Raw genomic sequence first — 26,629 nt, 5'->3', positions numbered from 1 at the left:
GCAGCGGGTGGCGGGGACGTCGCAGTAGGGGAAGCGGCAGGTCAGGTCGCGGCAGCGGATGAACTCGGACAGGGCTGCTGAGGGGCGGTACTGGGGTTCGGGTGGTGCGTCGCCGGGGTGCGTGACGGTGCGGATGGTGGCGCGGTCGAGGAAGGCCGCCAGCAGCGCGGTGGTGGCGATGCCGGCGCCGAAGACGTAAGGCGGTGCGGCGCAGGCCGACTTGCGCGGGGTGGGCTTTTCGTCGGCTTTGCTTTCGGTGGGTTGCGGTGTCTTCGCGGCGTCCGCCTCGGCGCGGGCCTGGTCGAGGGTTTCTCGGGTGGCGACGACGTGGACGACGACATCTTTGGCGGGCGTGTCCCCGGTAGCGCCGGGGCAGTTGGCGTTGCCGCACTCACACCGCAATACCCGCCCGGCACCGACGGCGGCGAAGGCGTCGTTGAGCCGTTCCTCCCCGGAGCGTGGATCGTCGGGGCACAGCCGGTGCGCCATGTCGAACACCCGCTGTTTGAACGCATCCGCATCAGGGGCGTACATGCGCGCCCACAGGGTGGTGTAGCCCGCAGCGTCGGAGTCGAAGCCGAACTGCACACCGCGGTCTTTGTCGGCGTCTTTGACCCGTCGCACCGCGCCGGGGTCGTGGCGTTCGACGATTGCGTCGATGGCTTCTTTGATCTTCTTCTCCGACAGCGTTCCCCAGTCGGTGATCTGGGCGGCCAACTCGGCGTCCACGGCCGCCATCAACTCGACATCGGTGATCAACGCGGTGCGGGCCACCACCACGCGGGCCAGCGACTCGGTGATCCGCCCCTCGGCGAACAGTGCGGCCACCCGGGGGAGGCGCTCGGCCAGCGCGACACCGCGCAACAGCTGAGCCATGGCCCGGGATTCGGTGATGTTCTGGGCGGCGGCGATCTCGCTGATCGTGCTGGCCTCGCGGTCGACCACCCAGCGGTCGCGGCCGTCGAGGTCCGCCAAGGCGGTGCGGCGGCGGTACAGCTCGGCGACGGCGGCCATTTTGCGCGCGGCGGCCGCCGACTCAGCGCGTGCCCACCTGGCGGCGGCAGCGACCAGCTCCGCGTCGGTCAACGCGGCGAAGTCCCCGATCTCGGGCAGCGCACCATCACACACACCATTGACTCTCCAAAACACCCCGACAACACCCGCGGAACGCCACCCGAAAACCCCACTCCTGTCGATGAACGAGCCGCTGGGGATAACCCGTCAGATCTTGAGGTAGCCCTTGTCGGCCGGGATCTGCGCCGCGGTCACCAGCGACGAAGCATCACTGGCCAGCCACACCACGATGTCGGAGATCAGATCCGGCGCGGCTAGCGAGTCCGTCGGCAGCGCACCGGGCGAGAAACTGTGGACGTAGTTCGGGTGGTCGGCGAAGACCTGATACATCGACGTGTCGTTGCCCATCGGCGTGTCGGTCCCGTACGGATGCACGGAGTTCACCCGGATCCCGAACTCGCCCAACTCGACCGCCAGAGAATTGGTCAGCCCCACCACGCCGAATTTGCTCGCGCAGTAGTGCCCACACCCCGGCACCGCCTTGATACCCGCCGCCGAACTGATCGTGATGATCGAACCCCCGTTGCCCGCGGCGATCATCGGCGGCACCACCGCACGCACCGTGTTCCACAACCCCGTCAGGTTGATGTCGAGCGTGTCCTGCCACTGCTGCGCCGAGATCTCCCACAGGCGGCCCCAATTCAGCACACCCGCATTCGCGACGACGATGTCCAGTCGGCCGAACTGCTCGATCGCCTCGGCCACCACGCGCTGCTGACCGTCGGCGTCGCGCACGTCGACCTCGTGGGCGAGGATCTTGCGCCCCTCGCCCTCCACCAGTCGCACAGTCTCGGCGAGGTCCTCCGGCGCGGCGGGCGGATACCCGTTGGCGGCGCTGACCGGTGCACACGCGTCGATCGCGACGACATCCGCCCCAGCGCGCGCCAACCGCACACAGTGCGACCGGCCCTGGCCGCGGGCGGCGCCGGTGACGTACGCGACGCGCCCGGCCAGCGGAAGCTCAGTCATGCCGTCACCTCCTCGAGAACAACAGCGCGGGTGGTGAATTCGTAATCCGACAGCGGGGAGCGCCTCGCGAACCGGCGAGACCCCGCGATGGTCTGCGGTCGGTGATACACGGTGTCGCGCTGCGAGTTGACGAAGTACGTGCTCAGGCCGGGACTGCACGCGGTGAAGTACAGGTGCGCGACGCGCCCTTGCCGTCGCATCCGTGCGTTCCACCGGTGAAACGCGTCGTCGCTGACCGCCACCACCTGAACGGCCCGCTGTCGGGCCGCCACGATCATCCGCACCGCGTGCGCGGCCATCGTCTCGACGAAGTCCGGCCACGCGAACCCGACGAACCCCAACGGGCCCACGATCTCCCAGCGGTTCGGCAGCCGCGGATGCGCGGTGCCGGCGTAGGCGCTCAACCCGTGCGCGCGGTAGAACTCGGCGAGATCGAACCCGTTGCTGCCCAACACCGTTCCGGGCCGATAGGTCTCCGGATCCGTCCACAGCTCGTAGCCGGTGGCCAGCACGAGCAGATCGGCCGGATGCTCGACGCCGTCGACGGTGCGCACCCCGCCCGTGGTGATCCGTTCGATGGGTGTGGTGATCAGGTGGGTGTCGGGGTCGTTGAGGGCGGGCAGGAAACTGCTCGAGATGACCGGCCGCTTGGCGAGGATCCCGTAGCGGGGCACCAACGCCCGCCGGGTGGCCGGGTCGTGCACCACGACGCGCAGCAGCAGGCGGTACAGCGCCCGGCAGTAGGCGTCGTAGAGCGGCATCGCCCGCACCAGGACGCGCTCCGGCAGACGGGAGAACAGATGCATGATCGGCGCCAGCATGAACGCGTCCATCACGAACCGGCCCGCCCAGTTCACCAGCGGGACGACGCCGGGCACCCGCAGCAGGCGGCGCATCGCCGGCGGGATGTCGAAGTCGACCTTCGGCAGCACCCACGCGGGAGTGCGTTGGTACACCTCGAGATTGGCGACCCGGCCGGACAGTGCGGCCGCGATCTGCACGCCGCTGGACCCGGTGCCTATCACCGCGACCCGCTTACCCGTGGTGTCGTAGGAGTCGTCCCAGGCGTTGGGTCGCAGGATCGTGCCCGCGAAGTCGTCCACGCCGTCGATGTCCACCCGCGGTTTGGCGTTGACGTAGCCGCCCACCGAGCTGATCACGAACCGTGCCGTCACCTCCTCGCCGTGTTCGAGCGTCAACCGCCACAGGCCGGCCGTGTCGTCCCACTGCTGACGGACGACGTTGCAGTTCGCACGCAGGTGCGGATAGAGGCCGAGGCGGCGCGCGGTGTCACGGAGATAGGCGTAGATCTCGGGCCCCGGCGCGAACAGACGTGTCCAGTCGGGGTTGACCGCGAACGACAGCTGATACCACAGCGTCGGGATGTCCACGGCTAGACCGGGATAGTGGTTGTCGCGCCACGTGCCGCCGAAGTCGTGGCTGCGTTCGAGGATGACGAAGTCGTCGATTCCGTTCTGCTGCAAGAGATGTGCTGAGGAGATACCGCCGGGTCCGGCTCCGATGATGGCGACCTCGTGATCGGGTTCGATCATAGGGATCCTCCCAGTCCGGCGACGATGTGGTCGCAGATGAACTTCCGCACCGCGCGGGGGTTGTCGATGTTCACACCGATCGGCGGCAGCAGCTCGAAACTGAGCAGCACCCGCACAATCCATTCGCTGGCACGAGCAGGGTCGACGTCGGCGCGCACCTCACCGCGCTCCTGCGCGGCGGTCACCAGCGGCCGCCACAGGTCCAGCGACCGGGCCATCAGGTCGTCGCCGGTGTTGCGCAGCAGCAACACGAGGATGCTCTCGTTGATCCCGCGCAGCGGCACCGAATCCGACCGCTGCCGGTGGGCGCATACGAGCACCGCGGCCGCGGCCACCTGGTCGGCCAGTGTCGGCTGGCGATACACCTCGGCGGCCATGGTTTCGATGAACACCGACGCGAGGTGGTCGAGTGCCGCGCGGATCGCGTTGTCGCGGCTACCGAGCGCGTTGTGGACGGTGCCGCGGGAGACGCCGGCTTCCTCCGCGACGGCGGTCAGGCTGAACTGGCGCGGACCGAGGCGGCGCAGCGTCGTGGTGGTGGCGGCGAGCAGCGCCGGTGAGACCGGACGGCCGTCGGCGCGCATCTGAACACATTAACGAGATGTGTTCAATGAGGTCAATGCTCGTCGACGTCCCAGCCGTGGTGGACGACGTCGTGGAGGTGGTACAGCGCGAGCGAGGCGACGGTGAACTCGCTGCCGTTGCTGCGCAATCCGCGACGGCTCCATCCGTCTGAGGGCACCGAGGCGTAGGTGTCGGCGACGGTGACCGCGGCGTCGAACAGTTCGCCCGCCACGACCTCCGGGTTCTGCGCCGCATAGTCGTCGTCCAGAGCGGTCTGGTCCTGATCCCAGTTCGCGAACAGCGGTTCATGCTGGGTGAGCATCAGCGTGACCCGCTCGTTGAAGATCCGGTGCACATCGCGGACGTGGCAGCCGTACTCGAGTGTCGACCACACCCCGGGCCGAGTCCGCTCCTTCGCTCGCGGGTTTTCGAGCCTGCGGATCCACTCGTCGGCGTCGCGGCGGATGACGTCCCCGACATCACCGGGCTGCACGGTGGCGGCGTCGAAGCCGCACTCCGGGCACGGCCGGGACAGCACCCAGGTCCAGTCCTTGGTGTCCGGTTCGATACCGGTCACGACAGCTGGCCCACGAGTGCCGAGCGCAGCACGTCCAGCGGCAGCCCCCCGAGGTCGAGCGCGCGGCTGTGGAAGTCCTTGAGCGTCATGCTGCGCGAGAGCATCGTCGCCCGGAGCTCTTCCCAGATGCGTTGTCCGACAGCGTAAGACGGCGCCTGGCCCGGCCAGCCGAGGTAACGGTCGAGTTCGAACCGCAGGGTCTTCTCCGACTGCGCGCAGTGCTCGCGCAGGAATGTCCACGCCCGCTCGGGATCCCACGTCCCGCCGTCGGGGGCGGGCAACTCGCAGTGCACGCCGATGTCGATCGCCACCCGCGCCGCCCGGAACCCCTGCGCGTCGAGCATGCCCATCCGCGCGCCGTCGTCGTCGAGCCAGCCGAGTTCGGCCATCAACCGCTCGGCGTAGAGCGCCCAGCCCTCACCGTGCCCCGACACCCAGCAGCCCAGCCGGCGCCACCGGTTGAGGCGGTCGGCGAGGACGACGGCGCGCCCGATCTGCAGATGGTGTCCGGGCACGCCCTCGTGGAACACCGTCGTCGTCTCCTGCCAGGTGTGGAAGGTCTCCTTACCGGGCGGGACCGACCACCACATGCGTCCGGGACGGGTGAGGTCCTCCGACGGGCCGGTGTAGTAGATGCCGCCGGTGTGGGTCGGGGCGATGCAGCACTCCAGGTTGCGCAGAGCGGGATCGATGTCGAAATGGGTGTCGGCCAACGCATCCACCACGCGGTCGGACAGGTCCTGCATCCAGGCCTGCAGTGCATCGGTGCCGTACACCTGGTAGCGGGGCTCGTCGTCGAGGCGGCGGATCGTCTCGGCCACACCCGCACCGGGGTAGAGCCGTTCGGCGACTGTTTCCTGTTCGGCGACAATCGACTTCAGGTGCTCAAGGCCCCACGCGTAGGTCTCGTCGAGGTCGATCTCGGTGCCGAGGAACGACCGGGACATCAGGCGGTAGGCGTCGCGGCCGAAGGCGTCGCGCTCGCGGGCGTGCGGGGCGATGTCCTCGCGCAGCACCCGGCCCAGCTCGCGGTACGCCGCGGCAGCGGCGGCGGCGTGCCGGTCGAGGTCGGCCTGCAGCGCCGGGGTGTCCGGGGCCGCGCCGGCGACCATCGCGACGAACAGTTCCTCGATCTGGGCGGCCTGTTCGACACCGCGCTGCACCTGACGGACCGCAGGCGGATGTCCCTCGGCGACCGCGCTGCGCAGCGCCTCGGCGTATCCGGGCACGCGCTCGGGGAGCGTGGCCAGGCGCCGGTCGATCACCGCCCAGTCGTCGACGGTGTCGGTGGCCATCAGGTCGAACACGTCCCGCATGGTCTGCAGCGGGGAGGCGATGACGTTGAGCTCGCCGATGTCGAGGCCGGCCTCGTGGATCTCGATCAGCACCCCGAGTCGTTCGCGCATCGCGGCGGCGGTGACGGCGTCGGTCTCGTCGACCGCGACGACGGCGTCGAGTTCCTTGAGCGCGGACCTGGCGGCCTCCGCGCGGGTGGCGACGGCATCGGGGGAGTAGTCGGTGATGTCCTCGTCGTAGTTGCGATCCCCGCCGTTGATGCCGAGTTCGGTTGCGGTGCAGGGGTCGAGCGCGGCGAGGGTGTCGAGGTAGCGTTCGGCGACCGCATCGACCGCCGTCGGTGGCCTAACCAAGATCGTTGGTGGCGAACGTGTCGCACTTCGCCGGGTCGCCGGTCTGATAACCCACGGTGAACCACTTCTGTCGCTGTTCGGACGATCCGTGCGTCCACGACTCGGGGTTGACGCGACCGGTCGCGGACTTCTGGATCCGGTCGTCGCCGACGGCGGCGGCCGCCGACAGCGCGTCGTTGATGTCCTTGTCGGTCAACGGCTGGAGGAACGGCACGCCGGTGCTCTCCTGCTTGGTGATCGCCGCGTAGTGCGCCCACACCCCGGCGTAGCAGTCGGCCTGCAGTTCGGTGCGCACACCGCCTCCGGTGGCGCCCTCGGGGTCTCGCTGGGCGCGCGCCAAGGTGCCCTGCAACTGCTGCACGTGGTGGCCGAACTCGTGGGCCACCACGTACTCCTGCGCCAACGGGCCTCCGCTGGCGCCGAACTGGGTGGTCAGCAGGTCGAAGAAGGCGGTGTCGAAGTAGGCGGTCTGATCGGCCGGGCAGTAGAACGGCCCCACCGCGCTGGTGGCCGGTCCGCACGCGGTGTTCACGCTGTCGGTGAAGATCTCCACCTGCGGTCGGGTGTAGTCGGGTTTGAGTTGCGCCCACACCCCGTCGAGCGAGTTACCCGTTGCCACCACCCGGCACTGGACGAACTCGTTGGCGTCGGCGCCGGTCCTGCACTGGCTCAAATCGAACCCCGGCGTCGCCACGCCCTCGGTGCCGAGCTCGTTCTGCTCAGGCAGCACCGTGCCGGGATCGACCCCGAGGAACAGCGCGATGACCACGATCAGCAGACCGCCCACGCCGCCGCCGACCGCGATACCGCGTCCGCCGCCGCGCCGCCCGCCGCTGCTGGAGGTGGTGGTGCTGGTGTCGATCTGCATACCTTCGTTGAAGGTCATCGCACACTCCGTCCGCACTCGCCGATGGGCGCCCGACCAGCGCCGGTGTTCACCCTCCCACACTACGATTCGGGCGTGTCCGCCGTCGTCGAGATCTCGACCCCGCTCGGGCGGCTGCGCGGCACGCGCGAAGGTGGTGTCGGCGTCTGGCGCGGGGTGCCGTACGCCCGGCAGCCGCTGGGGGAGCTGCGTTTCGCCGGGCCGGTTCCGCTCGATCCGTGGGGCGGGGTGCGCGACGCACTCGAACACGGTCCGATCCCGCCACAGGGCAAATCCTTCGTCGGCGGCGGACGCGACGATCCCAAGAACCGCGACGAGGCGTGCCTGACGCTGACCGTCTGGTCGCCGGACACCACGGCCGCGCTGCCGGTGATGGTGTGGCTGCCGGGTGGGGCGTTCGTCTACGGGGCGGGCCAACTGCAGCTCTACAACGGTTCGCGGCTGGCGGCCAACGGCAAGGTGGTGGTCGTCAACGTCACCTACCGGCTCGGAGTGTTCGGTGGGCTGGACCTCAGCGCGCTCGGCGACGGGTTCGACGACAACCTGGCGCTGCGCGACCAGATCGCCGCGCTGGGGTGGGTGCGGCAGAATATCGCGGCGTTCGGAGGCGACCCCGACCGCGTGACGGTGTTCGGCGAGTCGGCGGGCGCCACGTCGGTGCTGGCGCTGCTCGCGAGCCCGGCCGCCGAGGGATTGTTCGGGCGGGCGATCGCGCAGAGCCCGGCGTTACCGCTGATCGCCGATCGGCGGACCCGCGCCGACCGGGCCGAGCGTTTCGTCGAGCTGCTCGGCCTCGACGTCGACCACGTCAAGTCGGCGCCCCAGCGGTCGCTGCGCCGCGCGGCGGGTCTGCTGCAGCTCGAGAGCGTGGCCGAGACGCCCACGCTGACCTACGGGTTGACCCACGGGGTGGAGCTGCTGCCCGCCGACCCGATCACCGCCGCCCGTACCGGTGCCGTGCGCTCGGTGCCGCTGATCATCGGCACCAACAGCCACGAGGCGTCGATGTTCGCGTGGGGCAGACCGCCGATGCTGCCGACCACCGCGGCCGGGGTCGAGTCGTGGATCGCGCGGTGCGCGCCGGACCGGCGCGACCGGATCCTGGCGGCCTACCCGGATTACCCGAGGCGCCGCGCCGCCGTCGCCGTCGGCTCCGACATCATGTTCGGCGCGCCGACGTGGGCGTTCACCGACGCCTACTGCCCGCACGCCCCCACGTACGTCTACCGTTTCGACCACACCACGTGGACGCTGCGGGCGCTCGGCCTCGGCGCCACCCACGGCAGCGAGATCGTCCACATCCAGCACAGCTACGCCTCCTACCTGGGGCGCAAACTGCACCCGCTGGGGCGGCGGGTCCTGCCCGCGGTGGGCAGGCGGATGCAGCGCACCTGGCTCGACTTCGCGACAACGACGGGCCCCCAGTGGCGCGACGACTGGCCGCGCTACGACACCGCCCGTCGCCGCACCCGGGTGATCCGGTCCACGCGCGACGACTCCGTCGACGATCCGGACGCGCTGCGCCGCACGGCGTGGGCCGGGGTCTATTAGCGGTCTCACCGCAGTCTCGAGAAGGTACCGCTTCGATGTCTCGACTGATCGCCGTCGCGCAGTGCGAATACGATCCGCTCCTATGGTGGCCCTCCGGCGTGTGTTCGTGATTCCGCTGGTCGCCGGGTGCTTCGGTGCGGGCGCGGCGCTCACGGCGCCGACCGCCGGGGCATTGGGGTGGGGCGCGATCGCGGTCTCGCAGAACACGGGCAAGGTGGGCTACACGCAGGGCTTCATGTCGGCCATCGAGGCTGAGCGCGCGGCCATCGGCCTCTGCGGCGCGCGCGACTGCCGGGCGGTTGTGAACTTCACGAAGGGGTGCGGCGCGGTCGCCCAGGCGCCTGACTCGTCGTGGGCGGCGGGCGTGGACCGCGACAGCGCCGGCGCGCAGAAGCGGGCCTTGGTGTCGTGCAGTCGCTTCGGTCCCGGCTGCCGCGTCATCGGGGTTTCCTGTAGCTGATGCGGCGGAGGCGCGTGCGGTCGGATATGCTCGCGCGCCGAAGCGGACGATTCTGGTTCCGCGGTTTCATGCAATGAGGTTCGATGATCGATCCCGAACTGGTCCTCGCGGTGGTGTCCGCGGCGGTCGGGTCCACGGCAACGGTCGTGGTCATGGTGTTACGTAGCCCGCGGCGCTGGTGTTCCGACTGCGGTGCGGTCCTGCCCCGCGTCCGGGTCCCCGCATCGGTGCGTGAAGCGGTCAGGGGTGGCTGGACGTGTTCCTGGTGCCGCGCCGACCTCGACTCCGGCGGCCGCCGGGTCGTGCTGACCGGGGTCAGTTAGCCGAACCGCTGGTCGGAGTAGTGGCGCAGGTTGTACAGGAACCGCTGGAACAGCCAGCCCATCACCGGGCGGCCCAGTGACATGCCCAGCCGGGCGGCCGTACCGTTCGGCTTCATCGCCATCACCCAGGTGAGGTGGCAACCATTGGGCGTCTCGACCACCCGGTAGTCCTCGGCGAACGCGGCGATACTTCCCGTCGACGCCTCGTTGAAGCGAAACGCCATGTGGCGGAACGGTTCCCAGGCCAGGAACTCCTCGTCGCCGACGATGCCGCCGCGCATGTGCACGGTGCGGGTGGTGCCCACGCCGCGGGGTTCGGGACTGGTCCAGGTCACCTTGGTGATCACCGTCGCCCAGTGCGGCCACGATTCGGCGTCGGCGAGCACCTCGAAGACCTGCTCGGGGGTGATCGCCAGATCGACGGTGCTGACGAAGCGGTAGGGCGCGGAGTCGATGAAGGACAGGTCGACGAGCTCGCAAGTCGGCATGGCCATACACGCTAGCCGACGGTGTCTAGCCGGGAACGTCTAGCCGGGACCGTCGCCCGCGGCGGCCAGCAGTGGCACCACGATCTCGCTGACCGGCGTCGCGATGCCGTACGCGGCGCCCTTGCGGGCGATCACCCCGTTGCGGATGTCCCACTCCAGCGGCCGGCCGGCCTGCCGGTCGCTGAGCATCGACGTGGTGATGTCGGGCGGGCCCGCGGCCAGCAGACCGATGAGTTCGTCGACGGTCTCGTCGCCGAGTGCGGCCCCGTCGGCGCGGGCGACCGCGACGCACTCGGCGAGGTAGCGCCGCCCCAGTGCGGCGATGTCGTCGCGGCGGAACATCCCGGCCCGCCGCCCCGTCAGCACCATCAGCCCCACCACCGCGTTGAGCAGCAGTTTGCGCCACGCCGCGGTGTGGAAGTCCGGATCGCACTCGACGTGCAGATGGGCGGTGGTGAGCACATCCGCCAACGTCTTGGCCGCCTCGGTGTCGGGCAGCACCAAGCGGGCGTCGGTGCGCAGCCGGACGACGCCGGGTGCCTCGGTCTCGGCCGACAGCCACACCGCGGCCGAGACCACCGTCGACCCCGGACAGAACCGGCCCACCCGCTCGACCTGCTCGACCCCGTTCTGCAGGGCGCACACCACGGTGCGTTCGCCGCACAGCCGGCGCAGCCAGGGCGCCGACGCCTCGTTCTGGGTGTCCTTGACCGCCCACAGCACCACGTCGACGGGTCCGTCGACGGCCGCCGGATCGGTGTGGACCGGTCCGGGCACCACGATGGGATCCCGGTCCTCTGGACCCACCTGCACCGAGTCCCGGGCGGTGCGGCCGCACAGCAGCACCGGCCTGCCTGCCTCGTGGAGCAGCGCGGCCACGGTGGCGCCGACGGCGCCGGGTCCGACGAGGGCGATACGGGTGGCCATGAGCGCCCAAACTACCGGCGGAGCGGACCACTAGACTGTGGCGGTTGTCCTAGCCCCCGCCTTCAGGAGTTTTCAGTGCTGCGCAGTCATGCCGCCGGATCGCTGCGACCCGCCGACGCCGGTCAGAACGTGACGCTGGCCGGATGGGTGGCCCGCCGCCGCGACCACGGTGGCGTCATCTTCATCGACCTGCGCGACGCCTCCGGGGTGTCGCAGGTGGTCTTCCGCGAGGGGGCGGTGCTCGAGTCCGCGCACCGGTTGCGCGCCGAATTCTGCATCGCCGTCGAAGGTGTGGTGGAGGTCCGGCCGGAGGGTAACGAGAACCCCGAGATCCCGACCGGTGGGATCGAGGTGAACGCCACGTCCTTGACGGTGCTCGGCGAGAGCGCCCCGCTGCCGTTCCAGCTCGATGACGAGGCCGGCGAAGAGGCCCGGCTCAAGTACCGCTACCTCGACCTGCGCCGTGAGGGCCCGGGCAATGCGATCCGGCTGCGGTCGCGGGTGAACGCGGCCGCCCGCGAGGTGCTGGCGCGGCACGACTTCATCGAGATCGAGACGCCGACGATGACGCGGTCCACCCCCGAGGGCGCCCGCGACTTCCTGGTGCCCGCCCGCCTGCAGCCGGGATCGTTCTACGCGCTGCCGCAGAGCCCGCAGCTGTTCAAGCAGCTGCTGATGGTGGCGGGGATGGAGCGGTACTACCAGATCGCGCGCTGCTACCGCGACGAGGACTTCCGCGCCGACCGGCAGCCCGAGTTCACCCAGCTCGACATGGAGATGAGCTTCGTCGACGCCGAGGACGTGATCGCGGTGTCCGAGGAGGTGCTGCGGGCGGTGTGGTCGACGATCGGTTACGAGCTGCCGACCCCGCTGCCGCGAATCACCTACACCGAGGCGATGCGTCGGTTCGGTTCGGACAAACCGGATCTGCGGTTCGGCCTCGAACTCGTCGAGTGCAAGGAGTTCTTCGCAGACACCACTTTCCGGGTGTTCCAGGCGCCCTACGTCGGTGCGGTCGTGATGCCCGGCGGCGCCTCGCAGCCCCGCCGCACGCTCGACGGTTGGCAGGAGTGGGCGAAACAGCGCGGCGCCAAGGGTTTGGCCTACGTCCTGGTCGGTGACGACGGCACACTGGGCGGCCCCGTCGCCAAGAACCTCACCGACGCTGAACGTGACGGACTGGCTGCGCACGTCGGCGCCAACCCGGGTGACTGCATCTTCTTCGCCGCGGGCCCGGCGAAATCGTCACGGGCACTGCTGGGTGCCGCGCGCATCGAGATCGCCAAACGGCTCGACATGATCGACCCGAAGGCGTGGGCGTTCACCTGGGTGGTCGACTGGCCGCTGTTCGAGATGGCCGAGGAGGCCACCGCCGCGGGCGACGTCGCCGTCGGGTCCGGGGCGTGGACGGCGGTGCACCACGCGTTCACCGCGCCACAACCGGCGTCGGAGACCACTTTCGACACCGATCCGGGCAGTGCGCTCGCCGACGCCTACGACATCGTCTGCAACGGCAACGAGATCGGCGGCGGATCCATCCGTATCCACCGCCGCGACGTGCAGGAGCGGGTGTTCGCGATGATGGGCATCGAGCACGACGAGGCGCAGGAGAAGTTCGGATTCCTGTTGGACGCGTTCACGTTTGGCGCGCCTCCGCACGGCGGTATCGCGTTCGGCTGGGACCGGATCACCGCGCTGCTGGCGGGGGTGGATTCGATCCGCGAAGTGATCGCGTTCCCCAAGTCCGGCGGCGGCGCGGACCCGTTGACCGGTGCTCCCGCGCCGATCACCCTGCAGCAGCGCCGGGAGTCCGGGATCGACGCCAAGCCGAAGAAGGACGCCGACCGGTCATAGGTCGCGACGCTCGAACAGGGTGCCGTACAACGACTTCGGAGCCACTTTGGGTGCTACTGCGGCATCGGCGGCGGCGTCGCGGAAGGCAGAGCGGACGGGCGCTTCGGCAGTGCGGTCGGCCTGCGCGCTGTCGCCCAGGCGGAAGCGGTCGATCTCGCTGCGTCGGTCGAGCCCGGGGTTCCGGGCGCCGAGCAGGTCCCGAACCGGGAAGCCGACCGTACCCAGATAGTCCCCCGGGCGTTTGATCACCTTCTTCGCGGACATCGCCGACTGCGCGGCGTCACCGGGATTCGCGGAGCCCCAATAGGTTCCCGGGGTCTTCAGGAACTCCGGGGGTTCTTTCGGCGCCGAGGTGCTCGACTGGGTGGGTTGCGGCGTGGCAGGAGCGGCCGCGGCCGCAGCCTGTTCGAGGTTCTGACGCCACGATTGCAGGTATCCGAACAGCTGCTGGGTGTAGTCAGCCGGTGCGGGTGTGGGCGGTGTCCCCGACGCGGCCGGTGCGGCGGGCATGGGGTACGGCATGGCCTGTGGCGGGAACGCGGTCGCCATGGCGATCCACTGCTCGAGCAGCTGACGCCAGAACTGCAGGTACGCGAGCATCTGCTGATTCGGGTCGAACGGTGGCACGGTCATGGGAATACCTCCTGCGGATGGCGGCAACGCGTCGAGCGGATGGGGGAGTGCGTTCTCGATCGACCGGGAGTCGAGGATTCGCAGTGCGCGGGTGTCCGGAGGCTCGCGGTTCTCGATGTCGAAGATGTAGCAGTAGTCACCGGCGGGCGTGGGCATCCGGATCGGGCTCGATAGACCCTGGTCGAGGAAGCCGTACGGGAACCGCCACTGCAGCGTCGTGTCCTCGCGGCGGTCTCGCCCGTCGGACTCCACCCAGATGTAGTGGTCGAGAACGGCGTTCACCGCATGCCGCGCCGACTCGCAGGCCGCCTCCATCGATGTCATCCGCGTGAACGTCTTGGTCCACGTGCCGGCGAACACCACCGAGTTGTTGTGCACCTGATACCCGCCGTGCCGCGCCTGCCAGACATGGCGCTGCTCGAGGTCCTCGAGCCAGGCGTCCTCGGTCGGCAGGATCGCATAGGACGTGTCGTGGGGGTTCCACGGATCGCCGCCGGGCCGGTTCTGCCAGTCCCCGATGATCGGTACGAGATACGGGGTCTCGTTGAGCAGCGGAACTCCCGTGCCCTGACCGGGTCCGTCGGCCATGATCAGCCCCCGGTCCAGCGCGTACCACGCCGGTGTCGGCAGCAGGGTCTCCGGCGGGCTGTGCACGGAGCTGGTGAGCGAGGTGACGATCTGTCGCCATACCTCCGTGGCGATCTCGTCGGCCGTGCAGTCGCGGGCGGCCTTACCCCGTCCGGCGTCGTCGACGAGATGCCCCGACGGCGTGTTGAAGTCGCCGATGTCGACCGACAGCACCGAGATGTGGCCGTCGCGGGCCAGGGTGGGACGCCGCTCCCACAGGCCGTGCTGATTGATCGAGGACAACCCCCATTCGGTGCCGGTGTAATACATGTGTCCGCGCAGCACCTGGAACTCGGTGTCGAAGAAGTACTGGATGCCGCCCAGGGTCTGGAACCGGTCCCATGGCACCGCTCCCATCTCGGCCACCGAGTACGGGTTGCGTCGGCCCCCGGGCCGGGTGGACAGGGGCTGTAGCGGACCCTCGGCGGGCGGCACCGAGGTGGTGAACCCGTCCAGTTCGGCGACGGTTCCGCCGCTGGCCGTGGCCCGCAGCGGTGCGGTGATCCGTTCGGCCTCGGGGGCGTCGACGGCGACGACGGCGTAGTCGGGCGTGACCCGCGTGCCGTCGGCGAGGGTGACCCGCACCCGTGCCCGCCGGTGCGGCGGAAGGGCGGGATCGGTGGGCAGGGCGTCGATCCGGTCGACCGCCGCGCGGACGAAGCGCACACCGAGCGCGCTCAGATGGCGATACCAGTGGTCGAACCACGCTTCGGTGGTGGGGCCGTTGAGGACGCCGTCGGCCTTGTTGTCGCGGCGGTCCATCTGGAGCTGCAGTTGCAGATACGTCGTGAGGTTCGTGCGGGCGTCACCCCAGCGGGAGTCGAACGCTGCCAACACTTTCGGCATCTCGAGCAGCAGCGTGTCGAACTGCGGCGAGTAGGTGAAGCGGCGGACGCCCGCGGGGTTGTCGCGGCCGACGAAGAAGTCGTAAGCCGAGAGGTTCTGCAACTCCACGGCCCGGCGGAGCGGGCTGGTGACCAGGTAGCGCAGGATCCTGCCGACGAAGGTGGTGACGTCGGCGGTGGTGAAACCCAGTTCGCGCAATTGGCCGACGGTGCCGAGGAATTCGGCCAGCGTGCGTGGTGCTTCGCGCGGGAACACCAGCGATGGTTTGCCTTCCACGGTGGTGCCCTGGGTGACCACGCGGCGCACGTTGTCGAAGACGGTGCGCGACGTCGGCGAGAAGCTGGCGTCATAGACCGGGATGCGCTGGAACAGATCCCAGATGTGCAGGTAGTACGCGGGGAAGAACCGGAAGCCGTGTTCGCCGGCTACGGCGCGGCCCGGGTCGCGCGGTCGGCCCCGTCGGCCGGGGAAGGGGCGGAGTTCGGCTCTGCTGCCGTCGTCGCTGCCGACCGTTGAGTACTGCGATGCGGCCAGCCCGCCCAGCTTCACGGGCGGATAGGAGCCCGCCGGTTCGGTGCCCAGCCCGATGCGCTCGTCGCCGCGCGGTTCGTACACCGTGACGTCGAAACCGCGGTCGGCCAGTTCGTGGGCCGCGGTGAGGCCCGCGATGCCGCCGCCGAGGACCGCGACCGTGCGACGGCGGGCACACGAAGCCGGAGTGGGAATGCGTTCGGTCACGCCGCCCCCGATCGCAGCGCGGTCAGCAGGGCGGGCTGCGAGGGCGCCCGCACCGCGGCGTGCACGTACGCGAGCAGGGTGTCGTGCGCGCGCAGGATGTCGTCCAGTACGCCGAGCACCCGGACCGCGCCGTTCTCGACGGCCTCGTCCAATCCGGTTCGCGCGTCGAGGAGGTCGAGGATGGCGGTGCGGGTGGTGCCCACCCGGACACCGGGGCGGTGTGCCGGACCGTCGGTGACCACTACACGGTGGCCGCCGCACATCGTGAACGCCTCACCGTCGACGGCCAGTTCGACGACGAGCGGACCCAGCCTGTCCAGAAGCAACCGGTAGTTCTCGGGCACCTCGAGTTCGAGGTGGCCGAGCGAGCGTCGCAGCAACGCCGAAACCGGTTCAGCCATGGAGGAACTCGAATACACCGGCGCCGACGAAGTCGATGTCGCGGCCGTCGACCGATCCGGTCACATGGGCGGTTCCGCTGGTCTCGCAGAGGACCGTGGCGGCGTCCGGGCGCACGTCACTCGGTTGCGCCAGCCGCGCATAGGACGTCGGACGGAACTCGGCGCGCACGGTGTCGGAGGCGCGACAGGCCTCGACGTCGATGCGTTCGGCGACACCGGGGCTGCGTCCGTCCAGGACCAGGCGCATGGGCGGTGGCAGCGTGCAGTCCGGGCCGTGCGAGAAGACGCCGTGGCTGTGCATGCGCACCGCGGCATGCCGGAAGATCGCGGCGGGTTCGCCGTCGTGCCACACGTAGAGCGCTTGGGACAGGTTGCGCAGCCGCGCCCGGTCGGTCATCTGGAGCACGACGAATGACCACGGGTCGTCCGCATCGCGCGGCAGGATGGTGCCCCACGTCCAGCCGAAGTCGCCGCCCCAGCAGAACCGGCCCCAGTTGTGGTCGTGATACGCCGGGGCACCGTCGAGCGGATGGTTCTGCCCGCCGATCCCCAGCCAGCCGTCGGTGCGTAACCGCGGGACGAACAACCAGCTCATCGTTCCTTCGCCGACGGGTTGGTTGTTGACGACAAACGGCTTGCTCACCGACGTGAGGTGGAGTTCGCCTTGGATGTCGTGGGCGGGCAGGTCGAGTGTCAGGTCGTAACCGTCGGGGCGCAGGGTGAGGCGGTTGGCGCCGATGGACATGCTGCCCAGGTCGGCGGAGATCTCGAGATCGGCTGTGTCGAAACGCTGTACGGCGCCGGTCCAGCGCCGGTCGTGCACGATGACGATCACCCGGGGTGCCGCCGGTGCGTGGCCGGTGAGGCTGAAGTTGATCAACACCCGGTGTTGCGGACCGTGGACGACGAAGTGGTGCCACTCCTTGAAGTCCTCCGGCCGTGCGGCGGCGAGCACGGGGGCGCGGACGAAGTCGCTAAGCGTGAGCATCGCCGTCACCGCAGCCACCGCCCCGCCAGGATCGTGTCGGCTCGGGCGGTGTCCGGCGCGGCCGCCGGCGGTGCGGCGAGATACTCGACCCTGCGCCCGACACTCGCCAGACCGAGGAGCAGGTCGACGAAATCGTCGGTGTGATCGGGATTCTCGCGCCGGGGCGCCTCGGCCAACCTCCGTACCAGGCGCGCCACCCCGGCGAGGCCCGTCAGGTACCCGATGAAGGTGCTCTCGTCCGCCAGGGCGTCACACGGGTCGGTGAGGGTCATGCGAAACCCTCCGGCCGCAGGCGCGCCAAGGTCTTGTCGTCGAGGCCGTGCCCGATCACCACATCGGCGAGCAGTTCGGCCCACCCGTCCGGTGCGCAGTGGGGCGATGCGGGTCCGTCGAGCACGTTGAAGCTCACCGTCTCCCAGATGCGCCGGAGGTCCTCGACCGCCTCGGACGCGACGAGTCCGTCGCGCAACCGCGCCCCCTCGGGGGTCTGCGCGAAGCGGCGGCCCTCGGCGATGAGCACGTCGTGGATCTCCCGTGCCGCTGCCGGGTTGCCCAGCACTGCGCGCCGTGCCCCGATGAGGAGCTCGAGCACTCTCTGTTCGGGTCCGGTGGATCCGTCGGGCGGGGTCGGGTGCAGCAGGGGAGCGCTGCGTTCGACGAGGTCGAGGACCAGCCCACGGACACGCTCGAGTTCGGCGAGCATGCTGACGAGATTTTCGGGCGTCATCGGGTCCGCCCGTGCACGTAGTCGACGAGCTCCGCCAGCGCGTCACGATGGCGGCTGGCGGGCAGCCAGTCGAGGCCGGCCAACACGGTCGCGGCGTCCTGCGCGTGCCGGGCGGCGACCTCGCGGGCATGCCGAAGCGATCCGACGTGGGTCATGAGGTCGTACAGCCAGCGCACATCCTCGAGGGTTTTGACGTCCGAATCCGCGAGCACCGCAACGAGTTCGGCGTGACCCGACGCCGAGAGCTCACCCCGTGTGGTGAGTTGGTCGAGCAGGTCGGTGAGCCCGGGTCCGCCGTCCCCGCTCGGCCGCCGCCGGCCGAGGATCTGCAGCGCACGGACGCGGTCGTGCGGTTGGGCCGAGCGCAATGCGTGCAACAGCATCAATGTCCGTTTGCCCTCCCAGAGGTCGCCCCCGATCTCCTTGCCGTACGCCTGCGGGTCGGCGCGCAGGTTCAGCAGATCGTCGGTGATCTGGAACGCGGCGCCGAGGTGTCGGCCGAGCGTCTCCAGCACCGGTAACCGGGCAGGGTCGGTCCCGGCCGCGATCGCGCCAGCCTGCAGCGGTGTGATGAACGAGTACCAGCTGGTCTTGAGCTCGACCATCTCGAGGTAGTCGTCGTCGTCGAGCCGCCAGGCGTTCGAGCGCACCCACTCGAGTTCGATCGCCTGGCCCTCGACGGTCTTTCGGGTCATGTGCGCCACGGCCCGCAGGATGCGCAGAGCGGGCCCCAGACCGACCCGTTCGACGTTGTCGAGCAGCGGCTGCAGCGACAACGAGAGCATCGCGTCGCCGACGTTGACGGCGACCGGGATGCCGTGGTCGATGTGCATGGTGGGTTTGCCCCGGCGCCACCAGGATTCGTCCTCGATGTCGTCGTGGATGAGGAACGCGTTGTGGTAGAGCTCGAGGGTGGCCGCCGTCGGCAAGATCGCGTCCAGCTGACCGCCGAGCCCCAGGCAGACCGCGATGCTCAATGCGGGACGCAGCGCCTTCCCGCCGCGGCGCGGGTAGTCGAGCAGCAGCTCGTCGAAACCGGAGCCGCTGTGTCCCGACGCGTAGAGCCGCTCGATCTCGCCGTCGCACGCCTCACGGCACAGCGCGAGGTAGTCCTCGAGAGGATTCGCCGTGGGGCTTCGTTCGGGGATGGTCGACGTCATGGCTGCTCGTCGACGATCCGCTTGACCCCGTCCTTGTCTTTGATCCGGAGGGCGAACCGGGTGCGCACAAACGCTTTGACGGTGGCTGCGCCGACTTCGCCGATGACCTCCAGGCTCGGCATGACGCTGACGGCGAGGTCGACCGGTTCCTCACCGCAGGACGCCTCTCCGGCGGCGCCGTGCGCGATGCGCTGCCGTCGGCCCAGCATGATCATGGCGATCTTTGCGGTTTTGTTCACCTTCACGTCGAGCCGCGACGAGCGGTGCAGCGAGTTGACATAGGCCGAGTCGAGTACGGCTTCGAGGGCCGAGTCACCGGTGGCCACCGTACTGAGCGCTTTGAGCCCCTCGGTGTTGGTGATCAGACACGATGGCGCTCGGAACCCTCTGTTCTCCAGTGCCGCCCGCGCATCGATCAGTGCCGATTGGACCTTGTCCGCCGATGTGCCCGTCAGCTCGAACTTCACCGCGGTGGAGTTCTTCAACGTGTCCAGCACCGTCCTGTCGACCTTCCTGGCCAGTTTCACGGTCTCGGCGATGACCTCTGCGAGAACTGAATCGGGCGTGGGAGCGCTGATCTGGGCGAGCGTCAGCTTGAACTCCTCCCGGGCCAGTCCGAGGGATAGAACGCCCGGCTTGTTGACTCTGCCGTCGCGGACATTCGTCGCCGATGGATCGCCGATGTCCCAGTGGGGTATCGCCTGCCAGGCGATACTGCTCTGCTCGAAGGTCCGCCGGATCGCGGTGTTGGCCGCGGCCAGTTGTTCGGCGCTCAGATACATGTCCGTTCCCCCTCGAGGTGAAGTGAGCTATTTGTGGGCGAGCACGATCTCCTGGCCCGGTGACATCTCCCCGTGGCTCACCGCATCGCAGTGGGCCAGGTGCAACGGGGCGATCGGATCGCCGGGCAATAACCCCCGGCAATCTTCGAAAGCGGTTCGCGCGCGGTCGGTCTCACCCGCGTCGAACAGGGCGAAGGCGCGGTCGAAAGCGGGCTGGGCCGCGCGCTTGGCCTCCCGGAGCGGTGCCGGATCGTCGTCGTAGACCTCGTAGATCGTCACCGGTCTGCGCCGGTTGACCACCATCACCCGCTCCATCCGGCGGACGTCGAACCTGTCGCGGTCGCTCAATCGGCCGTACGTGGCGTCGGAGATCAGTAGCGCCGAACCGTACCGCTTGTTGGTGCTCTCGATCCGGGCGGCGAGGTTCACCGCGTCGCCGATGATCGTCAACACCATCCGGTTCACGCCACCGACCAGTCCGACGCCCACCACACCGGTGTTGATGCCGATCCCGACCCGCAACTCCTGTGACCCGTGTGCCACCCGCTCGCGGTTGTGCTCGCGCAGCGAGTTCAGCATCGCCAGTCCCGCCCGCACCGCGTCCTCCGGGCCGGAGTCGAAGACCGCGACGATCTCGTCGCCGCGGAGGTCCTGGATCATGCCGTTGCAGGAGATGATCGGAACCTCCACCGCCCGCATGAACCCCATCGCGAGGTTGCTGGCCTCCGACACGCTCATGTCCTCGACCATCGTCGTGTAGCCCCGGATGTCGGAGATCAGCACGGTCATCTCCCGCTCGACCCGGTAGCCGCTGCGCACCCGCCGCAGATCGTCGATGTCGAGGATGCGCAGCAGTTCGTTCGGCACGAAGCGGGACTGCACGTCGATCAGCGAGCGGCGGTGTTCGTCGGCGGCCCGCAACCGGTCCTCGAGCTGGAAGTTCCACAGGGGAGCGGCCGCCTGATCGCAAAGGAACGCGACCGCATCCTCCTGCACGGCGGTGAAATCGCTGCCAGGCTCCCGGTGTTCGGCGTAGACCACCCCGATCACCCTGTCCTGCACGACGATCGGCGCCACGAGCACCGCGGTCACGCGGCGGGCGGCATCGGACCCGACGGTGAGCGGCGAGCTACTCTTCACCGCCGCGCGGACAGCGTTCCTGTCGTAGCGGATCTCGGTCCACGGCCCGTCCACGAGCGTGGTGGCTTCACCCTCTCGCACCGCGCGGACCGCGAGATCCTCCCCGCCGCCGGTGAGAAGCAGAATCCGGTCCGCACCGGTCAGATCCGCGACCGCGCCCAGCACCACGGTGGCCAACCGATCCGCCGTGCGCGCCCCCGAAAGCGCCCGCATCACATGGTGGGCCGCCGAGGGATCGACGCCGTCGGACTGCGGAGGGACCAGTTCGCGGCTCAGCAACCAGGGATGCGTGCGGGCGAGACGTGCGGCGCGCACCGTCATGCCCTGCCGCAGCCAGCGCTGATGCGCGGTGCGCAGCATGTGTTCGACCAACGACTGCCGACCGACGTCGGCGTACAGCCCGGCGGCCTCCTCGTAGGCGAGGGCGGCGATCAACGGCAACTGGTTGCGCTCGGCGAGCGTCATCGCGCGGTCGAGGTGGGTCTCCGCCTTGCGATGGTGGCCCCGGGCGCGCTCCCACACGCCGTCCAGCAGTTCATACGGTGCCGCGTAGTTGGCCGGTGCCTCGGCCGCCCACTTCCGGTGCAGTTCGAGCGCCCGGTGCACGCATTGGCGCGTCGTCCGGGCGTGCGGGGCCGCGCGGATCATGCACAGGGCCGCGATGAGATGGTCCAGTTGGAAGATCGCGGTGCCGGCCATCCCGCCGAGATGGGCGAGCATCTCTGTGGCCGCTTCGGCGCCGCCCGCGTAGTCGGCACACCAGAAGTACAGCCCCAGTTTCATCGTCGCGACGGTGCTCAGCGCCACCTCGTCGCTTTCTCGGCGTGCCGCCGCCAGCGCCTCCCGTTCGTCGTAACCGCTCTCGCCCGCGAGCAGGAACGGGTCGCCGCTGCGGCCCATCAGGTTCAGGCAGATCTGTTGCACGGCTTGGCAGAGCGCAGTGGGCACGGGCTGGGAACGGAATTCGGGGATCAGCGAACGCGCCAGCGCGTCGATCTCCGTCAGCGGCCTACCGATCCAGAACGACTGGGAAAGCAGCGCGGCCGCCAGGAATCCGGCGTACTCGTGGTCGCCCTGATCCAGTGCCTCGGTGACCGAATCACGCAGCAGCCCCAACCCCTCGCGCAGCGGGTGCCGCCAGTGCCGGATGAAGTTGAGGTAGAGGAAGACCGTCTGCGGTCGGGCCTCGAGGAATTCGTCGCGGTCGGCCAGACGCACGCCGATCTCGCCGAACCGCTGACCGCCCGCCCGGTCGCCGGTCATCACGAGCAGCAGACCAAAGCTCACCAAGCCCAGCGGTGAGCTCGAGGTGTGGCCATGCGCCAGCATCAACTCCAGTTGTCTGCGCACGATCAACGGAAAGAGGTTCGGAGCGACGATGTAGCACAGGCTCCGCATCTCGGAGAGCAGCCGCTGGATCTCGATGACGCGCGGATCCTCGCAGAGCGCCAGCGCCAGCAGCCGTTCGTCGGACCACTGGCTCATGGTGAACTTCGTGCGCACCAGCGCCGCGGCCATCCGGGGCTTACCCGCGACGGCGGGCAGGGGTTGACCGAGTTCGGCCAGGGCCCGCAGGCCGGTTTCAAGCGCTTCCTGCAGCCGGTTCTGCGCGATGCATCCTTTCAGCCGCAGATACGCCAGCCGGGTGCGGTCGGCGGGTTCGGCCAGCATGACGTCGGCTTCGTCGAGCAGGGTGTGCAGTGCCGCCACGTCCCCGACCAGCAACGCGGCGTGCGCGGCATCCAGTTGCAACCGCCGAGCCACGGGAAAAAGTGCGGCCCAACGATGTTCACCGAGCAGTTCCAGACCGTGCCTGCAGTATTCGAGCGCGAGCGGGAACGACGTCTGCGCCTTGGCTCTGCGTGCTGCGCGCTGGAGCACGTCGACGAAGCTCGCCCGCTCCTGGGCGTCGTCGAGGTCGCGGCCGCCGATGCCGAGATGCCGGGCCGCCTCGAACAACCGATCGTCGCCCTGCTGCATCAGTCGCCGGCCGATCCGCAGGTGGATCTGACGCGTGTCGTCGGCGGACAGGCCCACCCGCGCGGCTTCGGCCACCTGGTCGTGGCTGAACCGGTACCGCGCGTCGCGGCTCAATGCGTTGGCGATCCGCCGGCCACCGCTGTCGACGGCCTCGATCAGGCGTAGCTCGAGCGCCGACCAGAGTGCGTGCGCGACGACGTCGGCGGGTCGGGCGGCCGCGGCCGTCGCATCGTCGAGGTCGAACTCGCCGCCGAAGCACGTCACCGCACCCAGCACCGCACGGTCGACGGGGCGCAGTTGGCCAAGCAGGCGCCCGAGGAAGGCGGCGGTCGTCGCGGTCACCTCGATCGAGGACAGGATGCGCAGGTCCCAACACGGCGTCCCCTCGGGCCCCGAGGAGCTCAGCGCGCCGTCGCGTTGGGCGCGGTGCAGCAGCTGCCGGACCTGCAGCGGGTTGCCGCCGGTGCGGTGGTGGAATTCGCCCGCCACCTCACCCAGTTCGGGTCCCCGGCCGCACACCACGGCCAGCAGGTCCTGCAGATCCCGCAGCGTCAGCGGCGCGAGTTCGAAGGTGCGCAGGTGTGCCGACGTCAGCCCCGCCGCCGGCGGATCGAACTTCCCGGTACGAAAGCTGCCGAGCACCAGTACGTTTCGCAGCGATGTCGTCAACAGCTCCGACAGCAGCAGCAGCGTGTCCCGGTCCGCCCACTGCAGATCGTCGATCGCCAGGACGACCGGACGGAACGTCGACGTATCGGACAGCACCCGGATCACGGCACGGTGCAGCCGCCGACGGGCCTCGGCGGCGTTGAGGTCGGTGACCTTTGAGGCCTCGCCGAGGACGCGGCCGATGTCGGGTACGAGTTCACCGAGGACGCCGGACAGCGCCGACATCCCGGACGCGAGTTCGCCCCGCCAGCGGTCGCGCTCCGAGGCGGCGGTGGCGTCCATCGTGCGCACGATTGCGCCGAGGGCGTCGGCGAGTGCGGCGTACGGCGCCGGTTGGCCCTCGCGGCACCGGCCGTAGCCGAACACGCAGCCGCGCTGGCCGACCTCGGCCCCGAACGCCTGGATGAGCGTCGACTTGCCAATACCCGGTGCGGCACTGAGCAGTACGCAGGTCCCGCCCTCGCGCTCGGCGGTCTGCACCGCCTCACGCAATTCGGCGAGCTCGGGTCCGCGGCCGACCACACAGCCGTCCAGATCGACCGTCCGGGCCGTCACGACACCCGGGGCTCCGACACGGGCAGCGTTTGCCAGGCGGTGCGCCGATGAGATCGCCTGGTGACGCGCATGGTCCATCCTTCCGCCGAACAGGGCAGGTCATCATCGTATTGACCGGCTCGTCAACCCGCAGCAGGGATGGTGGAACGCCGGCACCCGTATTTGCGACGTCAATGAATCGGTACGGCGTCAGCTAAGCGTGGAACCAAATCGTCGGTTGTGGCGTTCGTCACGGCATGACCCGACCTGACGCAGCTTCCCTCAATGACTTCAACAAGGCCATCGTCGAGGAGTTCCGGAGCAATGGCGGCGTGGTGGGTGGACCCTTCGAGGGCGCCACCCTGCTGCTGTTGCACACCGTGGGCGCCAAGACCGGCGCAGCGCGGTTGTCGCCGCTGGCGTATCTGACCATCGACGGGAAGATGTTGATCATCGGCTCGTATGCGGGGGCGCCCAAGGACCCGGCATGGGTGCACAACCTGCGGGCGCTGCCCAAGGCGCACATCGAGGTGGGGACCGAGGCCTACGACGTCGACGTCCGCGAATTGCCGCGCGAGGAACGCGACGAGCTCTACCCGAAGATCGTGGAGATCGCGCCGACTTTCGGTCAGTACCAGGCCAATACGGACCGGATCATCCCGCTGTTCGAACTCACTCGCGTCTGACGGGCGCGGATTCGAGCTTCCCCCTTCACTATATGGCCGGACAGGGGGCTTGCGGCAAGGCCCCTGACCTGCTGCACAATCGCCGTCCAGCTACTACGGACGGGGGTTGAGCGTGACCAAACCTTTCGAGGTGCACGAGTCGGGGGCGTACCTGCACGGCACGAAGGCGGACCTGGCGGTGGGGGATCTGCTGGTGCCGGGGCGGCCTTCGAACTACGAGGACGGCCGCGTCTCCAACCACGTCTACGTGACCCAGACGCTCGACGCCGCGGTGTGGGGCGCCGAGCTCGCCCGCGGCGACGGTCCCGGCCGCGTCTATCTCGTCGAACCGCAGGGCGCGCTCGAGGACGATCCGAACGTGACGGACAAGAAGCTGCCCGGCAACCCCACCCGGTCCTACCGCACCCGCGAACCGGTGCGCGTGGTCGGCGAACTCACCGACTGGGTCGGCCACACGCCCGAGCAACTGCAGGCGATGCTCGACGCCCTGGCCGACCTCCGCCGCCAGGGACTGGCCGTCATTTACGACTGAGTGCGATTTTGGTGCAGTTGGTTGCGCTGGGTGCAACGAACTACGCCGAAATCCCTACAGCCGCTCGATGATCGTCGCGTTGGCCATCCCGCCCGCCTCGCACATGGTCTGCAACCCGTAGCGGCCGCCGCGCTGTTCGAGGGCGTTGACGAGCGTGGTCATGATCCGCACGCCGCTGGCGCCCAGCGGGTGTCCGATCGCGATGGCGCCGCCGTTGACGTTGGTCTTGGCCAGGTCGGCGCCCGTGTCACGAGCCCAGGCGAGGACGACCGGTGCGAACGCCTCGTTGACCTCGAACAGGTCGATGTCGGCGAGGGTGAGGCCGGCCCGGGTCAGCACCTTCTCGGTCGCGGGGATGACGCCGGTCAGCATGTAGAGCGGGTCGGAGCCGACCGCGGTCGCGGTGTGGATCCGCGCCAGGGGTCGCAGGCCCAACCGGCGGGCGGCCTCGGTGGTGGTGATCAGCACCGCGGCGCTGCCGTCGGACAGCGGCGACGAGTTGCCCGCGGTGATCTCCCACTTGATCTGGGGGAAACGCTGTTCGTAGGCGGGGTTGTAGAACGCCGGCTTCAGTCCGGCCAGCGTCTCGACGCCGGTGCCGGGACGGATGATCTCGTCGGTGGTCAACCCGGCGATCGGCGCCAATTCGTTGTCGAACGCCCCCGCCTTGGTCGCCGCGGCGGCCCTCTCGTGGCTGGCCGCCGAGAACTCGTCGAGCTGGGTGCGTGACAGCCCCCACTTGGCCGCGATCAACTCGGCCGAGATGCCCTGAGGGACAAGACCTTCGGGGTAGCGGCGGGTGAAGTCGTCGCCGAACGGGTTGCTGCCGGGCAGCACCGAGGAGCCCATCGGCACGCGGCTCATCGACTCCACACCCGCGGCGATCACGATGTCATAGGCGCCGGCGACCACACCCTGGGCGGCGAAACTGATGGCCTGCTGGCTGCTGCCGCACTGGCGGTCGACGGTGGTGCCGGGGACCGATTCCGGGAACCCCGCGCCGAGCAACGCGTTGCGGGCGATGTTGACGGCCTGGTCGCCGACCTGGGTGACGGCGCCCGCGATGACGTCGTCGACCTGTGCCGGATCGATTCCGGTCCGCGCGACGAGTTCGCGAAGGCTGTGGGCGAGCAGGTCGGCGGGCAACACGTCGTGGAGTGCGCCTCCGGGTTTGCCCTTGCCGATCGGCGTCCGGACCGCTCCGACGATGACGGCGTCGCGTCCTGTGTATCCGCTCATGTCCACTCCACTCTGAGTACGGTTGTGACTACCTAGACGTGTGTACCACCTAGGTATAGTGAGAACAACTCA

General features: G+C 69.4%; 24 protein-coding genes. 6 read left to right on the top strand and 18 right to left on the bottom strand.

Going from position 1 to position 26,629, the window contains the following annotated elements:
• From AU194_RS13980 to AU194_RS13950, 7 genes are all read right to left on the bottom strand, one after another.
• A partial coding sequence (locus tag AU194_RS13980) for a DUF222 domain-containing protein (protein WP_197417618.1) occupies positions 1–1,128 on the bottom strand: 1,128 nt, incomplete at its 3' end.
• A 93-nt stretch (positions 1,129–1,221) separates the two neighbouring features.
• The gene (locus tag AU194_RS13975; protein WP_059089853.1) at positions 1,222–2,043 is read right to left on the bottom strand and encodes a mycofactocin-coupled SDR family oxidoreductase; all 822 of its coding nucleotides are present in this window, start codon (positions 2,041–2,043) and stop codon (positions 1,222–1,224) included.
• The gene (locus tag AU194_RS13970) at positions 2,040–3,596 is read right to left on the bottom strand and encodes an NAD(P)/FAD-dependent oxidoreductase (RefSeq protein ID WP_059089852.1); all 1,557 of its coding nucleotides are present in this window, start codon (positions 3,594–3,596) and stop codon (positions 2,040–2,042) included. Before AU194_RS13970 ends, AU194_RS13975 begins: the two co-directional genes overlap by 4 nt.
• Entirely contained in the window at positions 3,593–4,180 is a 588-nt protein-coding gene (locus AU194_RS13965; protein ID WP_059089851.1) for a TetR/AcrR family transcriptional regulator, read from the bottom strand. The genes AU194_RS13970 and AU194_RS13965 overlap by 4 nt, the downstream gene beginning before the upstream one ends.
• 32 nt (positions 4,181–4,212) lie before the next feature.
• The gene (locus tag AU194_RS13960) at positions 4,213–4,737 is read right to left on the bottom strand and encodes a DinB family protein (protein ID WP_059089850.1); all 525 of its coding nucleotides are present in this window, start codon (positions 4,735–4,737) and stop codon (positions 4,213–4,215) included.
• A complete protein-coding gene (locus AU194_RS13955) occupies positions 4,734–6,386 on the bottom strand; it encodes a DUF885 domain-containing protein (protein WP_059089849.1) in 1,653 nt (550 codons plus the stop codon). The genes AU194_RS13960 and AU194_RS13955 overlap by 4 nt, the downstream gene beginning before the upstream one ends.
• Complete coding sequence (locus AU194_RS13950) at positions 6,379–7,272, bottom strand: neutral zinc metallopeptidase (RefSeq protein WP_059089848.1); 894 nt, start codon at positions 7,270–7,272, stop codon at positions 6,379–6,381. The genes AU194_RS13955 and AU194_RS13950 overlap by 8 nt, the downstream gene beginning before the upstream one ends.
• Positions 7,273–7,347: 75 nt before the next feature.
• Here AU194_RS13950 and AU194_RS13945 point away from each other — a divergent pair, with 75 nt between their 5' ends.
• From AU194_RS13945 to AU194_RS13935, 3 genes are all read left to right on the top strand, one after another.
• The gene (locus tag AU194_RS13945) at positions 7,348–8,823 is read left to right on the top strand and encodes a carboxylesterase/lipase family protein (protein ID WP_059089862.1); all 1,476 of its coding nucleotides are present in this window, start codon (positions 7,348–7,350) and stop codon (positions 8,821–8,823) included.
• Positions 8,824–8,905: 82 nt separating this feature from the next.
• On the top strand, positions 8,906–9,283 hold the full coding sequence (locus AU194_RS13940) for a DUF4189 domain-containing protein (protein ID WP_059089847.1): 378 nt from the start codon (positions 8,906–8,908) through the stop codon (positions 9,281–9,283).
• A gap of 83 nt (positions 9,284–9,366) precedes the next feature.
• A complete protein-coding gene (locus tag AU194_RS13935; RefSeq protein ID WP_059089846.1) occupies positions 9,367–9,606 on the top strand; it encodes a hypothetical protein in 240 nt (79 codons plus the stop codon).
• Here AU194_RS13935 and AU194_RS13930 read toward each other — a convergent pair.
• Together AU194_RS13930 and AU194_RS13925 are read right to left on the bottom strand one after the other, a co-directional pair.
• Positions 9,603–10,100, bottom strand: coding sequence for an SRPBCC family protein (locus AU194_RS13930; RefSeq protein WP_059089845.1), 498 nt, complete (start codon positions 10,098–10,100; stop codon positions 9,603–9,605). The two genes, AU194_RS13935 and AU194_RS13930, sit on opposite strands and share 4 nt — an antisense overlap.
• Before the next feature lie 33 nt (positions 10,101–10,133).
• A complete protein-coding gene (locus AU194_RS13925; protein ID WP_059089844.1) occupies positions 10,134–11,021 on the bottom strand; it encodes an oxidoreductase in 888 nt (295 codons plus the stop codon).
• A 75-nt stretch (positions 11,022–11,096) separates the two neighbouring features.
• Between AU194_RS13925 and aspS the strand changes: the two genes are divergently transcribed.
• The gene (gene aspS, locus AU194_RS13920) at positions 11,097–12,875 is read left to right on the top strand and encodes an aspartate--tRNA ligase (protein ID WP_059089843.1); all 1,779 of its coding nucleotides are present in this window, start codon (positions 11,097–11,099) and stop codon (positions 12,873–12,875) included.
• On the opposite strand, the gene AU194_RS13915 is transcribed toward aspS, so the two are convergent.
• The 8 genes from AU194_RS13915 to AU194_RS13880 are packed head-to-tail and all read right to left on the bottom strand — an operon-like array spanning position 12,870 to position 24,121.
• Positions 12,870–15,719 (bottom strand): FAD-dependent oxidoreductase, encoded by a 2,850-nt coding sequence (locus AU194_RS13915; protein WP_059089842.1) that lies wholly within the window; start codon positions 15,717–15,719, stop codon positions 12,870–12,872. The genes aspS and AU194_RS13915 overlap by 6 nt on opposite strands.
• Complete coding sequence (locus AU194_RS13910; RefSeq protein ID WP_059089841.1) at positions 15,716–16,120, bottom strand: hypothetical protein; 405 nt, start codon at positions 16,118–16,120, stop codon at positions 15,716–15,718. Before AU194_RS13910 ends, AU194_RS13915 begins: the two co-directional genes overlap by 4 nt.
• Entirely contained in the window at positions 16,113–17,117 is a 1,005-nt protein-coding gene (locus tag AU194_RS13905) for a hypothetical protein (RefSeq protein ID WP_059089861.1), read from the bottom strand. The genes AU194_RS13910 and AU194_RS13905 overlap by 8 nt, the downstream gene beginning before the upstream one ends.
• The gene (locus AU194_RS13900; protein ID WP_059089840.1) at positions 17,114–17,380 is read right to left on the bottom strand and encodes a hypothetical protein; all 267 of its coding nucleotides are present in this window, start codon (positions 17,378–17,380) and stop codon (positions 17,114–17,116) included. Before AU194_RS13900 ends, AU194_RS13905 begins: the two co-directional genes overlap by 4 nt.
• Entirely contained in the window at positions 17,377–17,835 is a 459-nt protein-coding gene (locus AU194_RS13895; protein WP_059089839.1) for a hypothetical protein, read from the bottom strand. Before AU194_RS13895 ends, AU194_RS13900 begins: the two co-directional genes overlap by 4 nt.
• On the bottom strand, positions 17,832–18,995 hold the full coding sequence (locus AU194_RS13890; RefSeq protein ID WP_059089838.1) for a polyprenyl synthetase family protein: 1,164 nt from the start codon (positions 18,993–18,995) through the stop codon (positions 17,832–17,834). Before AU194_RS13890 ends, AU194_RS13895 begins: the two co-directional genes overlap by 4 nt.
• Positions 18,992–19,777 (bottom strand): hypothetical protein, encoded by a 786-nt coding sequence (locus tag AU194_RS13885; protein WP_059089837.1) that lies wholly within the window; start codon positions 19,775–19,777, stop codon positions 18,992–18,994. The genes AU194_RS13890 and AU194_RS13885 overlap by 4 nt, the downstream gene beginning before the upstream one ends.
• Positions 19,778–19,804: 27 nt before the next feature.
• Complete coding sequence (locus AU194_RS13880) at positions 19,805–24,121, bottom strand: AAA family ATPase (protein ID WP_059089860.1); 4,317 nt, start codon at positions 24,119–24,121, stop codon at positions 19,805–19,807.
• Between the two features lie 236 nt (positions 24,122–24,357).
• Between AU194_RS13880 and AU194_RS13875 the strand changes: the two genes are divergently transcribed.
• Entirely contained in the window at positions 24,358–24,786 is a 429-nt protein-coding gene (locus tag AU194_RS13875) for a nitroreductase family deazaflavin-dependent oxidoreductase (RefSeq protein ID WP_059089836.1), read from the top strand.
• A gap of 112 nt (positions 24,787–24,898) precedes the next feature.
• Positions 24,899–25,318: an NAD(+)--rifampin ADP-ribosyltransferase gene (arr, locus tag AU194_RS13870; RefSeq protein ID WP_059089835.1), complete on the top strand. Its 420-nt coding sequence runs from the start codon at positions 24,899–24,901 to the stop codon at positions 25,316–25,318.
• A gap of 54 nt (positions 25,319–25,372) precedes the next feature.
• Here the strand turns inward: arr and AU194_RS13865 are convergent, their stop codons facing one another.
• Positions 25,373–26,557 carry an acetyl-CoA C-acyltransferase gene (locus AU194_RS13865; protein WP_059089834.1) on the bottom strand — a complete coding sequence of 395 codons (1,185 nt, stop codon included), beginning with the start codon at positions 26,555–26,557 and terminating at the stop codon, positions 25,373–25,375.
• Between the last annotated feature and the right edge of the window lie 72 nt (positions 26,558–26,629).

The sequence above is a fragment of the Mycobacterium sp. GA-2829 genome (genome assembly GCF_001499965.1).
GTDB lineage: Bacteria > Actinomycetota > Actinomycetes > Mycobacteriales > Mycobacteriaceae > Mycobacterium.
The sequence above is the reverse complement of the archived record's forward strand: the minus strand, read 5'-3'. Positions and strand labels throughout refer to the sequence as shown.

Excerpts from the sequence above, each read along its gene's own strand:
- AU194_RS13975 (WP_059089853.1), bottom strand. The coding sequence starts at position 2,043 with ATGACTGAGCTTCCGCTGGCCGGGCGCGTCGCGTACGTCACCGGCGCC.
- AU194_RS13970 (WP_059089852.1), bottom strand. The coding sequence starts at position 3,596 with ATGATCGAACCCGATCACGAGGTCGCCATCATCGGAGCCGGACCCGGC.
- AU194_RS13965 (WP_059089851.1), bottom strand. The coding sequence starts at position 4,180 with ATGCGCGCCGACGGCCGTCCGGTCTCACCGGCGCTGCTCGCCGCCACC.
- AU194_RS13950 (WP_059089848.1), bottom strand. The coding sequence starts at position 7,272 with ATGACCTTCAACGAAGGTATGCAGATCGACACCAGCACCACCACCTCC.
- AU194_RS13940 (WP_059089847.1), top strand. The coding sequence starts at position 8,906 with ATGGTGGCCCTCCGGCGTGTGTTCGTGATTCCGCTGGTCGCCGGGTGC.
- AU194_RS13935 (WP_059089846.1), top strand. The coding sequence starts at position 9,367 with ATGATCGATCCCGAACTGGTCCTCGCGGTGGTGTCCGCGGCGGTCGGG.
- AU194_RS13930 (WP_059089845.1), bottom strand. The coding sequence starts at position 10,100 with ATGGCCATGCCGACTTGCGAGCTCGTCGACCTGTCCTTCATCGACTCC.
- AU194_RS13925 (WP_059089844.1), bottom strand. The coding sequence starts at position 11,021 with ATGGCCACCCGTATCGCCCTCGTCGGACCCGGCGCCGTCGGCGCCACC.
- AU194_RS13910 (WP_059089841.1), bottom strand. The coding sequence starts at position 16,120 with ATGGCTGAACCGGTTTCGGCGTTGCTGCGACGCTCGCTCGGCCACCTC.
- AU194_RS13900 (WP_059089840.1), bottom strand. The coding sequence starts at position 17,380 with ATGACCCTCACCGACCCGTGTGACGCCCTGGCGGACGAGAGCACCTTC.
- AU194_RS13895 (WP_059089839.1), bottom strand. The coding sequence starts at position 17,835 with ATGACGCCCGAAAATCTCGTCAGCATGCTCGCCGAACTCGAGCGTGTC.
- AU194_RS13890 (WP_059089838.1), bottom strand. The coding sequence starts at position 18,995 with ATGACGTCGACCATCCCCGAACGAAGCCCCACGGCGAATCCTCTCGAG.
- AU194_RS13885 (WP_059089837.1), bottom strand. The coding sequence starts at position 19,777 with ATGTATCTGAGCGCCGAACAACTGGCCGCGGCCAACACCGCGATCCGG.
- AU194_RS13875 (WP_059089836.1), top strand. The coding sequence starts at position 24,358 with ATGACCCGACCTGACGCAGCTTCCCTCAATGACTTCAACAAGGCCATC.
- AU194_RS13865 (WP_059089834.1), bottom strand. The coding sequence starts at position 26,557 with ATGAGCGGATACACAGGACGCGACGCCGTCATCGTCGGAGCGGTCCGG.